The sequence below is a fragment of the Glaciecola sp. MF2-115 genome (genome assembly GCF_047250385.1).
Classification (GTDB): domain Bacteria; phylum Pseudomonadota; class Gammaproteobacteria; order Enterobacterales; family Alteromonadaceae; genus Glaciecola.
In genome coordinates this window covers 488,121-501,734 of the sequence record NZ_JBLBVM010000056.1, presented here as the reverse complement: position 1 = coordinate 501,734, position 13,614 = coordinate 488,121, and the positions used below count along the sequence as shown (strand labels likewise).

Below are 13,614 nucleotides of genomic sequence, written 5' to 3'. Positions count from 1 at the left end.
GGCGTCATTCCTCTTAAGCTTCGTCGTTGGGCATATTGTCAATAAATTTTAAAATACTGCCAAATGCACGCTGTCCGCCTTTCTGAATTTGCTTATCAAAATACAAATCACCTAAAACAGGAATAGGAATGTGTCCTTGCGAGCGCCAATGCACATGTGTTTTACCTTCAACTTCGCTGAGTTTTACTTCACCCAATTTGTGGTCGTAGGGAAGGGGCTTAGCATGGATGATTTTGTATCCAAGTAAAAACGGGGGCTCATAGGCAACGATTTCTTCATGTAACGTAGCACCAGCAGCTTTAATTTCACGAACAGCACCTACGCCATTAATATCCGTTGCACCTTGCTTTATTAAGCTCGACTTATCAATACCCTTAAATTGTGAGTAATTAGCATGATCGCTTAAAATCTTGAAAACTTCAGCGATAGGTTTATCAATTGTGCGCTCAACTGAAATAGAAAACATAAAATTCCTTGTTTTTAGCTTATTAGGGCATTACTGCAGCGTGCGTCATTACTGCAACGCACGTCATTACTGCAACGTGCGTCATTACTGCAACGTGCGTCATTACTGCAACGCACGTCATTACTGCGAAGGCAGTAATCTCCGTCTATCTACTTCGATGCTTAAATTGTTAAACTCCGTAAAAAGCTTAAACGACAATTATTAAGGGCAACCAAGTATCTTCAATTATTAAATTTTGTCATTAATTACAACCATAATTTGTATCACAAACTTTCCCCTAAGTTTAGTGAATATCTAGATAAATTAGGTTTAACGACTAGACAAAGGCGACATTCCTGTTAACTTTCACATATTCAAAGTAAATACTTAAAAGGAAAATTAAATGCGACATAACTTAGCGGGAGCTTTCGCTTCAAAAGTGCTACGAACAAGCATAACAATAAGCGCAACAATATTATTAATGAGCTGTGCCAATAAAGCGGAAGAAGTTGAAAAGCTTCTACCTCCTGTCGCAAGCACGCCAGCATTAGCACACGCATTGAATGTTAAGCAGAACAGTGAGCAAAGTAATTTGTCGTATGACATCGTTAAATCGCTCACAGTCGAAGTAGGCCCAAGAATCCCTGGATCGCAAGGCGATAAAGCCGCGGTGGCGTGGGCGGAAGCGAAGTTCAATGAACTCGGTTTTGACAAAGTTTATAAAGAAGCTGTAAGAGTGAGAAATTGGGAGCGCGGTTTTGCTGATGCTAAAGTTGTTTCTCCTTTTCCACAGGACCTTGTCATTACGGCATTAGGCGGCTCAATCGCGACACCAGAATCAGGGCTTGAAGCTAAGGTAGTGATGTATGATTCAATAGAGTCACTTGCGGCTGCGGACAAGGCTGAGGTTGAGGGTAATATCGTTTTCCTTAATACCAGAATGGAGCGTGACAAAGCTGGTCGTTTTTATGGCAAAGTCGTTCCAAATAGAGTGAATGGTGCGGTTGAAGCGGCAAAACAAGGTGCTCATGCTGTGATCATTCGTTCTGTCGGTACAGATAATTCCCGTTTCGCGCATACCGGTGTGATGCGTTATGACGATAAGGTTGAAAAAATTCCAGCAGGGGCAATTTCAACAGCAGATGCTGATAATTTGGAAGCAATGTTCAGTAGCCAGCAAGACATTATTTTGAACATTAATATGCAAGCAAAAGATGCAGGTTGGCAGACTTCTTACAATGTTATTGGCGAGTTTATTGGCTCTGAAAAGCCAGATGAAGTCATCCTTATTTCCGCTCACTTAGATTCATGGGACGAAGGCACTGGTGCATTAGATGATGGCGCAGGTGTTGGTATTGTTACTGCTGCAGCTAAATTGGTAAAAGAAGCCGTAGGTCAACCCAAACGCACTATTCGCGTAATCTTGTATGCGGCGGAAGAAATTGGTTTAGTCGGGGGATATCAATATGCTCGCACCAACAAAGATACGCTAGGCAATATCATTTTTGCGGCGGAATCTGATTTTGGAGCGGGGCAAATTTATCAACTTGATACACGTTTCAATGAAGCGGTCCGCAATGATCCTGCTGACTTATACGCAGCTTTAGAAGCGATGGGTGTTACTTTGGGTAACAACACATCAGGCGGTGGCCCAGATGTTTCTATGCTTCCGAATTATGGCGTGCCCGTTCTATCACTGAAACAAGATGGCACGTATTACTTTGATTTTCATCACACACCAAATGATACTCTAGACAAGATCAAACCCGAGGATATTCAACAAAACCAAACAGTTTGGGCCATGATAACGGCTTACATGGCGATGTCTGACTTTGATCCTCGCCCTGCACCGAAAAAGTAGTAGGCGCTGAGAACTGTTAAATGCAGAGCGCTTAGCTGAATGGAATACCTATGGTTGTATGGGTATTTTGCAAGCTAGGCGTTTTGTCTTTCTATTTAGACGAAACTTTTGCAAATAGCGACTCACCTTATCCAATTATTATTAGCCTTTAATCGAGTTGATAAAAAGCACAGAGGATTAAATGAACATTTTATTGCTGCCAGGCATGGACGGTACAGGGGTAATGTTCGAGCCTTTTGTTAAATCACTTCCAAATTCAGCGAATGTTCAAATAGCTAAGCTCATTCAAGAAAAGGATGTCAGCTTTGCAGAGCAGGCTAGTGCATTACTGAGTAATATTAAGAAAGATACGGTAATAGTCGGAGAATCATATTCTGGCTTAATTGCACATGAAATTGGCAAACTAGCACCAGACTCAGTAAAGCATATTGTTTATGCAGCAAGCTTTTTAGAGCCCCCATCTATTTTGGCTAAGTTCGGAAATCTGATGCCGAAAACTTTGCTCAATTATTCTTTATACCCAGAAACTGTTGTGAAAGAGATTTTGTTTGGTAAATATAAATCTAAATATTTAATGGGCTTATTTCGAAGAGCAATGTCAGACGTCCCATTAGATTTGTTGGAATTCAGAATAAAGCAGATAGCAAATTTAAAACAGCTTAAGTGCAATAGCGACATTCCCGCAACTTACCTTCAGGCTAAGCAAGACAAACTGGTCTCAGAAAATGCAGCGAAAGTTTTTAAAAAGGCTTATTCCAATCTTAAGCTTAAAAGGGTGGACGGTAGTCACTTTGTTTTGCAAACTAATCCACAAGAATGTTCGCGTGAAGTGCTAGCACTGGCTGCAAAATAAGGACAATAGTAGTGTTCAGAATTTTAGGTATAGTAAAACTTCAAGTGTAATAATGTGCTGTCGTTCTCTCTCAATCAATCGAGTAAAATGTAATGTTGAAAATAATGAGTTTATTGTCATTGTGTTTAGTTTTTCAAACTGCTCTGCACGCGAAAACTTGTGATACTCTTGAGTCATTGACCTGGCTATTGGGCAATTGGAAGTCTGAAAGTAAAGAATTGCAAATTAATGAGTCATGGAAGCAGTTAAGCAGCAACACCTTTGAAGGCTCGGCGTACACTTTTTCGATTGAAAAGAATGCAATCGTCAGTTCTGAAACTATACGATTAGTTGAAATGTCTGGTGAAGTCTTTTATGTGGTTAAAGTTGCCAGTAATGATTTGCCTATAGCATTCAAATTAACAACTTGCACAGCGGAAACTGCGGTATTCGAGAATTCACTGCATGACTTCCCTCAAAAGCTAAGTTATCACATGAATAAGGAGGGAAATGTTACTGTTTTTGTTTCAGGCGAAAAGGGTAAACGTTTCTCTATTGAATATATTGCTGGAAACGCTAGTTAAAAAACATAATATTTAGTTTTTTTGCTCCGTCGAAGCTTATTCTAATCAGTTATCATCGCCTCTCTGTGAGGTGGATTACACGCCAGTTGGAGGAGTCAGCATGAAGTCTTTCATTTTCAATTTTATTGCAGTTCTTGGTGGGCTAGTTATAGGCAGTATCGTGAACATGGGTCTTATTTCATTGGGAGGTGAGTTAATTCCACCGCCTATTGGGGCGGATTTGTCCTCAATGGAGGAGTTAAAGAAAGCCATGCCTTTATTTACAGCTCAGCATTTCCTTTTTCCATTTTTAGCACATGCTATGGGTACTTTATGTGGCGCGGCATTTGCGGCAAAAGTGGCGTCGACTCACAAACTAATAATCTCGCTTGTCATTGGTGTCGCGTTTCTAGCTGGTGGTATTATGATGGTGTTTAATCTGCCTTCGCCGATGTGGTTTAACGTTTTGGACTTAAGTGCTGCTTACTTACCGATGGCGTATATTGGCTATAAGCTAATAATGAAGAAAGACCAGCCTGAAGCTCAGAGCGCATAAGAGTTCGCCCAAAATCGCATAAACATCTATTTATCGTTTTGGGCAATCTATTCTTTTTACTCAATAACTTTAGTTATTAGTTTCTATCAACACTTCGCCAATTTTGATGTTCTGCCACTTCGAGGGTGTTAATTCCACCTCATGACTTTCCAAGAGTTGAGTAATATCAACATCTTCAGGCACTCGACTATAGATAACTTTACTTTTCCAGACATCACTTTCAGAGTAATACATAGTTGAGAAACTACTCCAACGCGCTCGCCTTAGGATCAAATATTCAGCCAGTCCGTCCTCATTCGCATCTATTTTTACAATGTGAACTTCATCTTTTGGGTCAGTGTAGATATCTCTAATAATGCTATCTTTTTTTAGCTCAGAAATAAGCTCTGGCGGCACATCATCCTGAGACGGCCAATATCGTATGACGTCTGCAGGAAGTCTGTGTTTTAAGGTTGGTTCTAATCTTTCTGCATACTTTCTGTCAATTAAGGCAAGCACCTCGGGGTGTTCATCGGCAATGGTAAGTTTAAATTCTTCAAGCGCCTGCTTACCTGGTTTGTGCAATTGATATACAAAATAATCGAAGTCGAAGTCTTCTAAGCTGACTTTTCCGTCATCAATACGAGCAAGCTGACTCGAGGCAGAAATGCTGTGGAAGTTCAGAATTGGGGATTGCACTATTAAAGAAAATATCAAAACAAATAGGCCCATGGCCACGTTTATTTTGCTTTGCGCTAGTAACCAATTATCACGTAATTTAATAATGCCAATGAAGTATGAAAGCGAAAACATGGCAAAAACAAACCAGATGACCAGTGCCCAGCAACGTTCTACCGTAAAGCCATATTGATCAATACGAAGCCATAAACCGTGAGCCGCAATGATGGAGTAAATAGGTAATACAGCCACGCCAATAATAATAGCTCGGTGCAAATAGACATTGTAAGGACGTTTGTCACTGCCTTCATGATACACGGCATTGACGAAAAATAAGCTTAATGCTTGAAGGCATAAAACTAAACCTGTACCGGAACCAGTTTCCCACAACTTTTCTAGCCCCGTGAATGGTAAGGTGGAAATAAAGCCAAGTGAAACGATCACGAGTAATGGAAGCAAGAACTTCATTAAGGTTTGTAAAATTGTAGCGGCTGTATCCACGGTATGAATGATATTACGAAATACATTGATGGCTAGCGAAGCTGAAAGGGTAAGGGCAGGTACCCAAAACCATTGGTTCTCTAATAGCTCTTCAAAAAGTTGAATGCCGAGTACGGAAAATAGCTTAGCGCCTAAAAACAGAATGGCGAAAAAGATGCCGCAGAACAAAGCGGTTTCAGCGCCTAAAACGAAGTTGCGCCAAGATTGTGTAAATAATCTCGCGTAAGTCATTTCAGTCTTGTTGGCAAAGCTCTTTATATATAAGGCCGCTTTGAAGCTTGCGACAATTCCACACAGCGTAAAAATAAACAGTAGGTTTCCTACGCGATTCGCTATAATTAATGAACCGACATAGGCGGCTAACGAGGCTAGCACGATACAAAATAGCAGTAGGTATAGTGCCACCTTTTTGTAATCATGTTTACTTGAAATAAGTATGAACAGAGCAGGGTAACTTAATACAAATACTATAATTGCGTACAAAGTCGATAGGCTGGTTGCGGGCCAAAGTTGAGCCTCAACACGAGTATAAACAAACGCAAGTAAAAGCCCTTGTATCAAAGCAATCAAGGCAATGTAACGCTTGGCTAGTTGAGCTTCTTCAATTGGCTTGAATTCTTTTTCGAACTGCTGGTCAGGAGTCATTATAATTCCTTTTAAGACTATAAGTGATTGAGCGGTAGTGCGGTTTTGTTTTTGATTTTTTCCATCGCAAAGCTTGATGTCACATCGCGTAACTCTATTCCAGCTATGAAACGTTTGTAAAAATGATCATATCCTTGCATGTCTGAAACTAAGACTTTGAGCATGTAGTCATATTCACCGCTGAGTCGGTAAAATTCAAGAACTTCGTCGAATGCGTCGACATGTTCGGCGAATTTCTTAAACCAGTTGGCGTCGTGTTTTGCGACTTTTACATGAACAAATACGGTTAAACCAAGGTTTAATTTCTCTGGCTGCAGGAGAGTGACTCTTTTAAGGATAATGCCCAATTCTTGCATTCGTTGAATTCGGCGCCAACAAGGTGTTGTCGTAAGGCCAACTTGTTCTGCAATTTCGGCAGTTGTCAGGGAGGCATCTTGCTGGATAATTCGAAGGATTTCTTTGTCGATACGGTCAATATTCATAGGCTATTATACTTAAAAAGCACACTTACTAGCATAATATGCTAAATGAAGTGTGCTTTAAAGCTAAAATATTGCGTTTCTTAGCCACTATCAAATGTTGCAATTTTGCAGTAACTTAGAACTTATAGGTCATGCTCAGGGTCGCATTCACAGGCTCACCGATGCTAATGTTGTTATCGTTGTGAGCAGTAGGGTAATAATCTTCATCAAATAGATTTTCGATATTCAACTGGACCTTTGTGTTCGCTGAAATCGTATAATAAACCGCTGCGTCAAATCGAGTGAAATCAGGCAACTCAACGCTGTTATTCAATGAAGCGTATTGTTCTGATTGGTGGATAAAGCCTAAACCGAATGCCCACTTTTCGTCATATTGATAATGATTCCAGACAGTGAACATAGTTTCAGGAACTTGAGACAATGTTCGATTAGCTAGGCTACCATCAACAACACGACCAGTTTCATCAGCATCTAACTTGCTATAGCCTGCATTGATTTGCCATTCATCGTTAATATAACCCAACAACTGCAATTCAAAGCCTTTGGTTTTTGTACCTGTAATTATCGAATTCTCAGGGTTGTTAGGATCCGTTACAGTTCCGTTCTCTCTGGTCACTTCAAATAAGGCTGTTGTGAAGCTCAATTTATCACTCAAGTTCCATTTTAAACCAAGCTCTTTGTTCTCAAACTCTTCAGGTGCAAGCGCTTGTGAGCTAAGAGATAGTGATAAGAATTGATCACCTGAACGGGGTAAAAACGATTTACTTATACTTACATAAAACGATAAATCTTCGTTAGGTTTATAAATCGCCCCAAGTCTTGGTGATGTTTCTGTATCTTTACGACCTAATATCCCGTTGTTACCGTCAGTTGCACCGTTGGCTGCTTCAATCGCGTCATTTACTTCAATATCAAAGCTGTCATAGCGTAGGCCAGCAACAATAATAAATTGCTCTGTTAGTTTGACTTCATCTTGCATGAAAAGAGAGCTAAAGCTGACGTCTGAAGCTCGGTCACGCACAAAGTCAGTAAAGCCGACATTGGGAATAACGACAGGGTCGCTAAATGGGGTAGTGATCTGGTCATCATTGCTATCTGCAAAAAGAGTATCACGGCGATTATTGCTTGTGTCTTGATTACCGTGCTCTGCGCCAATCAGCACAGTATGCTCTATGCTGCCAGTATCAAATTGTCCAACAGCATTTAATTGCAATATCAAGTTTTCACGCTCAGTAGCGTCTCTGTAACCATCCAAGGTTACTGTGTTGTTATCGCCATTAAAGCTGCTAGGGTAAATATTCTGATAAAGTTTATCGAAATCAGCATATTGTAAAGTTGTATTAATCGACCAAGATTCATTTAATTGGTGGTCAAGTCTGGCACGGATTACGTGAGCTTGTAATGTCGTTTGATTCAGCTCGGTAGAGCCAAAAAACGTCTCATCAACACCTTGTAATGGCTCGTTATTCAATGAGGGTATGCCGCGGTCAACTACTCTATCATCATCAATATATTCATAGGAGAGCACTAATTGCGTGACGTCGCTCAATGACGCCGAGTAAGTTGGGTTGATAGCAAAACGTTCACCATCATACTCATCACGGTGATTATCTAAATGTTCATAAAAACCGTTGATACGAATTGCTTGGTCGCTCGACAAGGCAACATTATGGTCAACACCAAGTACGGTATTTGCAAAGGTGTCGATATTCGCATTCAGCGTCGTAAAGTTTTCTTTTGTTGACGCAGTTTTGCTAACACGGTTAACAATACCACCACCGCCGCCTCTGCCGAATAGTAGGGCATTGGCACCGCGTAAAATCTCAACTCGTTCTAAATTGTATAAAGGGCGGAAATATTGAACGTCATCGCGTAAACCGTCTATGAAAAAGTCAGCCGTTGTATTTTGTCCACGAATGGTCATTTGATCTCTGTGGCCTTCACCTTGGCCTGTAGAAGCACCGGGTGTGTATTGAAGAATATCAGCGAGTGATTGAAAGCCTTGCTCTTCAATTTGCTCGCTAGTTACGACCGAGAGAGATTGGGGAACGTCTACTAGCAAAGTTGGTGTTTTTAGCGAATCAGCGTTTTGCTTACCGAAGTATGCTCCGCGCACAGTAATGCGTTCGATATCGCCCGCGGCAGCTGCCGCTAATGTGATTGGCGTCGTAGACGATAAATTTGCCGTATTTTCCGCAGCTTCAATAGAATTAGAACTTAACGCAGCAGTGACTGCAGTACTAATAAGTAATAGTTTAAACATGTATATAACAGCCCATTTCAATTTGATGAGCGCATGATATTGCATATGCAAATGAGAGTCAATCTCATTTGCATTAAGTTTTGGAGAATCTGACTACTTCTTACTTATTGCATTTAAATCTTCTAAAAATAAAAACCCAAAGGAGCAGGCACGCCGCTTCTTTGGGTTTTTTAAAAGGTGTTGTACTAGCTTTCCAACAGATTGCGTTTTTAATTTTATAAGGGCCTGTCGACCAAGTCATTGTTATTATCAACAAGGGGACTGCTTGATTTTGGCTTAATGATACGATTCTTTATCGCAGTATAAGGTCGACCAAGATCTAGCAAGATGATGTATAAGCAAGGCACTAATATCAAGGTGACTAAGGTTGCATACATAACGGCAAAGCCTAAGGCGACAGCCATTGGTATGACGAACGCAGCCTGCAAGCTAGTTTCAAACATGATAGGCAATACACCAGCAAATGTTGTAATCGATGTGAGTGTAATTGCCCTGAATCGAGCACAACCAGACTCTATAACAGCTTCGCGCACAGAATAACCTTCTTTACGCCGCTGGTTCACATAATCCGTCATGACCAAGCTGTCATTAATGACAACCCCCATGGCTGCAATGAGGCCAAACGTACTAAACAAACTTAGGTCGAGACCCAACCAAAAATGTCCCCACACAGCGCCAGTGAAACTAAAAGGAATAACCGACATTACGATTAATGGCTGGGCGTAGCTTTTTAATGGCACTGCGAGCAAGATATAAACCATTATCAAGCCAGCAGCTGCGAACATAATTTGTTCGGCATTTTGTTCTTGTTGTTCCTTAATATCACCACCCAGTTCAGATTTTACAGAAGGGAAGCGCTCTTTCATTTGCGGAAGTAATTTTTCTTTGACAGTTTTACTGACTTCACTTGGCTCTACCATTTGTTCGTCAATCGAGCCCCAGACATATACACTTCTATAGCCGCCTTCACGACGAATATAGCTAATGCCTGGCTTTTCAGACAATTCAACTATGTCACCAAGCAAAACCTCTTGGCCGGATGGGGTTTTAATCACAGCGTATTTTAACTCAGCAAAACGTTCCCGGGTGAATTGAGGATATCGCACCATCACTCGCACTTCTTCTCCATTTCGAAGAATTCGTTGGGCTTCGCCACCGTAGAAACTGGCGCCAACTTGGGACGCAATACTGGTTAAATCAAGGCCTAAATCGTAAGCAACCGGTTTCAATGCCATTTGCACTTCTTTACTGGCCGGATCAATGGTTGAACTGACATCAAACAAGCCTTTCTCTTCCTGCAATAAAGTAATGAGGTAGCGGCCAGCATCATTCAAAGTCGCAATATCGGGCCCAAATAATAAATAACCGAATTCACCGTCACCGCCACCACCATTTACATCGTCTCTAATGGTGAATGACTTCATTCCAGCAATGCTAGGAACCGCTTCGCGCCATCTTCTTGCTAACTCAAAGGTGTCGAATGGGCGGTCATCTTCTGCAACCAATGGGACCATAACTTGGCCTTCGGTTCTTCCATTGTTGTACACCAGTATGTCACCTACCATACCGCGGCCATATTCCTTGATTATCTGCTTGTCGACGTCTTGAATTACTTTTTCAATCGTTTTCAGAGCTTCAATAGTGGTCGCATCACTAACAGTTTCCGACATCTCAATTTGAATGCTAGGGAAGTCGTGAGGAACCTTAGGATTAGGAACAAAGCGCACATAATTGGCATTGATTAGACCAAGACTGATAAACAACATTGCAACGAAAATGCCCAGTACAGGCCAGCGCCATCGAATGCATCGAATGATAAATGGTTTGTATTTACCATTCACAAATCCAAAGTACGCATCGTTGAACTTTTTCCGCCAACTATCTTCTTTCAGTGGTTTAAAGTTAGTATGGGCAATATGTGCCGGAAGAATAAGTTTTGATTCGATCAAACTAAAAATTAAGCAGAATATAACAACGGCTGCAATGTTGAAAAAGAAGCCGCCTTGTGGACCTTCACCCATTGTAAATGGAGCGAAAACTGCAATGGTAGTTAACACGCCAAAGGTTGCAGGTGTGGCTACGCGCTTCGCGCCGCGTATTACATTTTCAATGCCACCACCTTTAGTTTCAATTTCGGTATAGGCGCTTTCTCCTATAACGATGGCGTCATCCACCACAATACCCAGTACCATAATAAAGGCAAACAAAGATAAGATGTTAATGGTGATCCCAAAAATAGGCATTAACATCATTGCGCCTAAGAAACAGACAGGCAGACCTATCATGACCCAAAATGCCAACTTAAATCGCAGAAACAGTGCCAACATCAAGAAGACTAAAATCGCGCCCTGAGCGAGGTTTTTTATCATCATATCTAGGCGACCGTTAAGGTAATAGGTCATATCGACAATTATTTCTATTTCAACTGATTGTGGAAGTGTTTTATTTCTGGCTTCTATATACGCTTTAACCGATTCTGCCACTGGAATTGCACTTTGTGACTTCGTTGCGCTTACTTGCATGGAAATGGCGTTCTTACCGTTATATTTGTAGTAACGTTCTCCTTCCGTAAAGCCATCCTTAATCGTGGCGACATCTTTCAGTAATACCTTTGAACCGCCAGCACCTATCTTAATTGGGATGTCTCTGAATTCTTCGCCGTTATAAAACTGATTTTCAACACGCACAGCTATCATGCCAGATTCAGTTCTAATTTGACCTGCGCTAAAATTAGCTGAATAACGTCGAATGGCTTGCGTAACATCTGTGATCGTCAAATTATACTTGCGCAAGACTTCGGGTCTTATTTCAATGGCTATCTCGTCACTTGGCGAACGCGCATTGGCAATTTGTACATTACTTAGTTGTAATATTTCATCTTCAATAAGCTCAGCAATTGGTTTTAGTTCAGCCAGAGGTAAGTCGCCCACCACAGACAACTCCATAACTTCTTGTCTAAATTCTGCCTGTGCAATATTCACTGGTTCCATCGCAGCAGGGAAGGTGCCGATACTATCAACTCTTGCTTTTACTTTATCCAGCACATCACTTAGTGACTCGTTTTGATGTATTTCCAAGGATACACGGCCACCACCGCGCCAAGAACGCCCAACGCTTTTCTTGATCTCAGTTATGTCCTTTAATTGTTCTTCAATTTTTAATACAATATTTTCTTCAATTTCTTGTGGTGAAGCACCAGGGTATTGCACCGATATATTAATGAAGTTAATTTCAAGATTTGGGAACATTTGACGTTGAATAGTAGCGTAACTAATCACACCCATTATGATTATAAAAACCATCAATAAATTAGCCGCAACAGCGTTGTTGGCGAAAAAGGCAATCAAGCCAGTTTCTTTTTCAACTTGCGGGGCTGGTGTATTCTTGTTGTTCGAATCAGTCATCTTCAGCCCTAATTATTTACCAGTAGAAATTGAGTTAGCACCCGAATTTGCAATCACTTTCACTGCCATCCCATTTTGTGGGTATTCCGGTAGCGTCATCACTAACTTGTCGTTTTCTTTTAATCCGCTCGATATATAGAAATACGAATCTTCCTGACGAATCACTTCAACTGCATGAGATTGCAATTGGTCATTTTCATCTAGTAACCAGACCTTCCTATTATTAACTAAGGTTTGTGGCACTTTAAAAACACTTTTTAGTTCTTTCCCTTCGAAGCTAACTTCAACATAAGTACCAAACTTTAAGGGAGGTAGTTTGGAGTTTAAGCTATATGGATCATCAACACGGATTACTAAGTGATTCATTCGAGTTGCTTGATTAACTACGCCAAGATCACGCTGTAGATGTGCTTCTCGAGAAATACTGACTAACTCTTTCGTTTTCACCATCGCGGGATTATTGTCAATTACGGCTGGTAAGAAAGGGCTATCAAACCCTGCTACTGGAAATATAATCTCGGCAACTTCAATACTGTTTATTTCAGCGACCTTCATACCCACAGTAACAAATTGACCCGTGCCTATTTCACGTGAAATGACGAGTGCGTCATAAGGTGCGCGAACGACACAGTTATTTAGGTCGCGTTGAGCTATGCGGTATCGGGCTTGGGCAGACTTTAATTGTGCTTGGGCATTGAGCACTTGAGGTTTGCGTAAATATAAGTCACTTACTTGATTAGCTGGCAAGTTTCGAGACTCTTTAATGGCGACTTGTTGTCTCGCTTGTTCTTCAATAAGGCTTGCTTCAGCAAGTGTCACTTGAGCTTCAGCTTGAAGTAGGGCTGCTTCATAAGCTTCTTTCTCAATGGTTAAAAGTACGTCGCCGCGCTTCACCAAACCGCCAGCGACAAAGTTCGGATGCCAGCTTTCAACTTCGCCAGACACTTGAGCTGAAAGAGTTGTTTTCTCAAGGGCTTGAACCTCGCCGAAACTTGAAATGGAAACTTTATGATCCATTGCATTAAGTCGTTGAAAACTAACTGACGGTCTAGTATCAACTTCTTCTTTCTTTTCTGGCTCTTTTTCAGTCGCCTCAATACCTTTCATAATGCCAAAGCCGCCAACCAAAATGGCTAAGAATATTGCGAATTTGATCCAATTACTTTTCATCTAAAACTACCCTAAGTTATTTGTTGCGATAATAGTACAAATGTATGTCTGATTTATGTGCCAAATGTAACGATTTGTAATGCAAGCATCCGGTGCATCAACTTATTATTTTACCAATTGATTGTAATAGGTACGAAAACGTTCTGGCGCTAGCTCACTCTCGAAAGCTCACATATCAAAAAGGCTTAATGCGTCTATAGCATTAAGCCTTCAAATTTTACTTTAGTGAAAACGC

General features: G+C 41.0%; 10 protein-coding genes. 4 read left to right on the top strand and 6 right to left on the bottom strand.

The annotated features are described in order from the left end of the window. Window positions 1-13 precede the first annotated feature (13 nt). Window positions 14-466, bottom strand: a complete 453-nt coding sequence (locus ACKLNX_RS17395; protein WP_412973285.1) for an SRPBCC family protein — start codon at window positions 464-466, stop codon at window positions 14-16. A 460-nt stretch (window positions 467-926) separates the two neighbouring features. On the opposite strand from ACKLNX_RS17395, the gene ACKLNX_RS17390 reads away from it, so the two are divergent. From ACKLNX_RS17390 to ACKLNX_RS17375, 4 genes are all read left to right on the top strand, one after another. Then, window positions 927-2,306 carry a M20/M25/M40 family metallo-hydrolase gene (locus ACKLNX_RS17390; RefSeq protein WP_412973357.1) on the top strand — a complete coding sequence of 460 codons (1,380 nt, stop codon included), beginning with the start codon at window positions 927-929 and terminating at the stop codon, window positions 2,304-2,306. Between the two features lie 181 nt (window positions 2,307-2,487). Beyond that, window positions 2,488-3,159: an alpha/beta fold hydrolase gene (locus ACKLNX_RS17385; RefSeq protein WP_412973284.1), complete on the top strand. Its 672-nt coding sequence runs from the start codon at window positions 2,488-2,490 to the stop codon at window positions 3,157-3,159. Between the two features lie 92 nt (window positions 3,160-3,251). After that, window positions 3,252-3,722 carry a DUF6265 family protein gene (locus ACKLNX_RS17380; protein ID WP_412973283.1) on the top strand — a complete coding sequence of 157 codons (471 nt, stop codon included), beginning with the start codon at window positions 3,252-3,254 and terminating at the stop codon, window positions 3,720-3,722. 100 nt (window positions 3,723-3,822) lie between these two features. Next, on the top strand, window positions 3,823-4,257 hold the full coding sequence (locus ACKLNX_RS17375; protein WP_412973282.1) for a hypothetical protein: 435 nt from the start codon (window positions 3,823-3,825) through the stop codon (window positions 4,255-4,257). 69 nt (window positions 4,258-4,326) lie between these two features. Here the strand turns inward: ACKLNX_RS17375 and ACKLNX_RS17370 are convergent, their stop codons facing one another. The 5 genes from ACKLNX_RS17370 to ACKLNX_RS17350 all read right to left on the bottom strand — a co-directional run bounded on the left by ACKLNX_RS17370 (window position 4,327) and on the right by ACKLNX_RS17350 (window position 13,379). Then, window positions 4,327-6,060 (bottom strand): DUF4153 domain-containing protein, encoded by a 1,734-nt coding sequence (locus tag ACKLNX_RS17370; protein WP_412973281.1) that lies wholly within the window; start codon window positions 6,058-6,060, stop codon window positions 4,327-4,329. A 17-nt stretch (window positions 6,061-6,077) separates the two neighbouring features. After that, window positions 6,078-6,542, bottom strand: a complete 465-nt coding sequence (locus ACKLNX_RS17365; RefSeq protein WP_411693465.1) for an Lrp/AsnC family transcriptional regulator — start codon at window positions 6,540-6,542, stop codon at window positions 6,078-6,080. Window positions 6,543-6,657: 115 nt separating this feature from the next. After that, a complete protein-coding gene (locus ACKLNX_RS17360; RefSeq protein ID WP_412973280.1) occupies window positions 6,658-8,805 on the bottom strand; it encodes a TonB-dependent receptor in 2,148 nt (715 codons plus the stop codon). Between the two features lie 215 nt (window positions 8,806-9,020). After that, window positions 9,021-12,209 carry an efflux RND transporter permease subunit gene (locus ACKLNX_RS17355; RefSeq protein WP_412973279.1) on the bottom strand — a complete coding sequence of 1,063 codons (3,189 nt, stop codon included), beginning with the start codon at window positions 12,207-12,209 and terminating at the stop codon, window positions 9,021-9,023. Window positions 12,210-12,221: 12 nt separating this feature from the next. After that, on the bottom strand, window positions 12,222-13,379 hold the full coding sequence (locus ACKLNX_RS17350; RefSeq protein ID WP_412973278.1) for an efflux RND transporter periplasmic adaptor subunit: 1,158 nt from the start codon (window positions 13,377-13,379) through the stop codon (window positions 12,222-12,224). Between the last annotated feature and the right edge of the window lie 235 nt (window positions 13,380-13,614).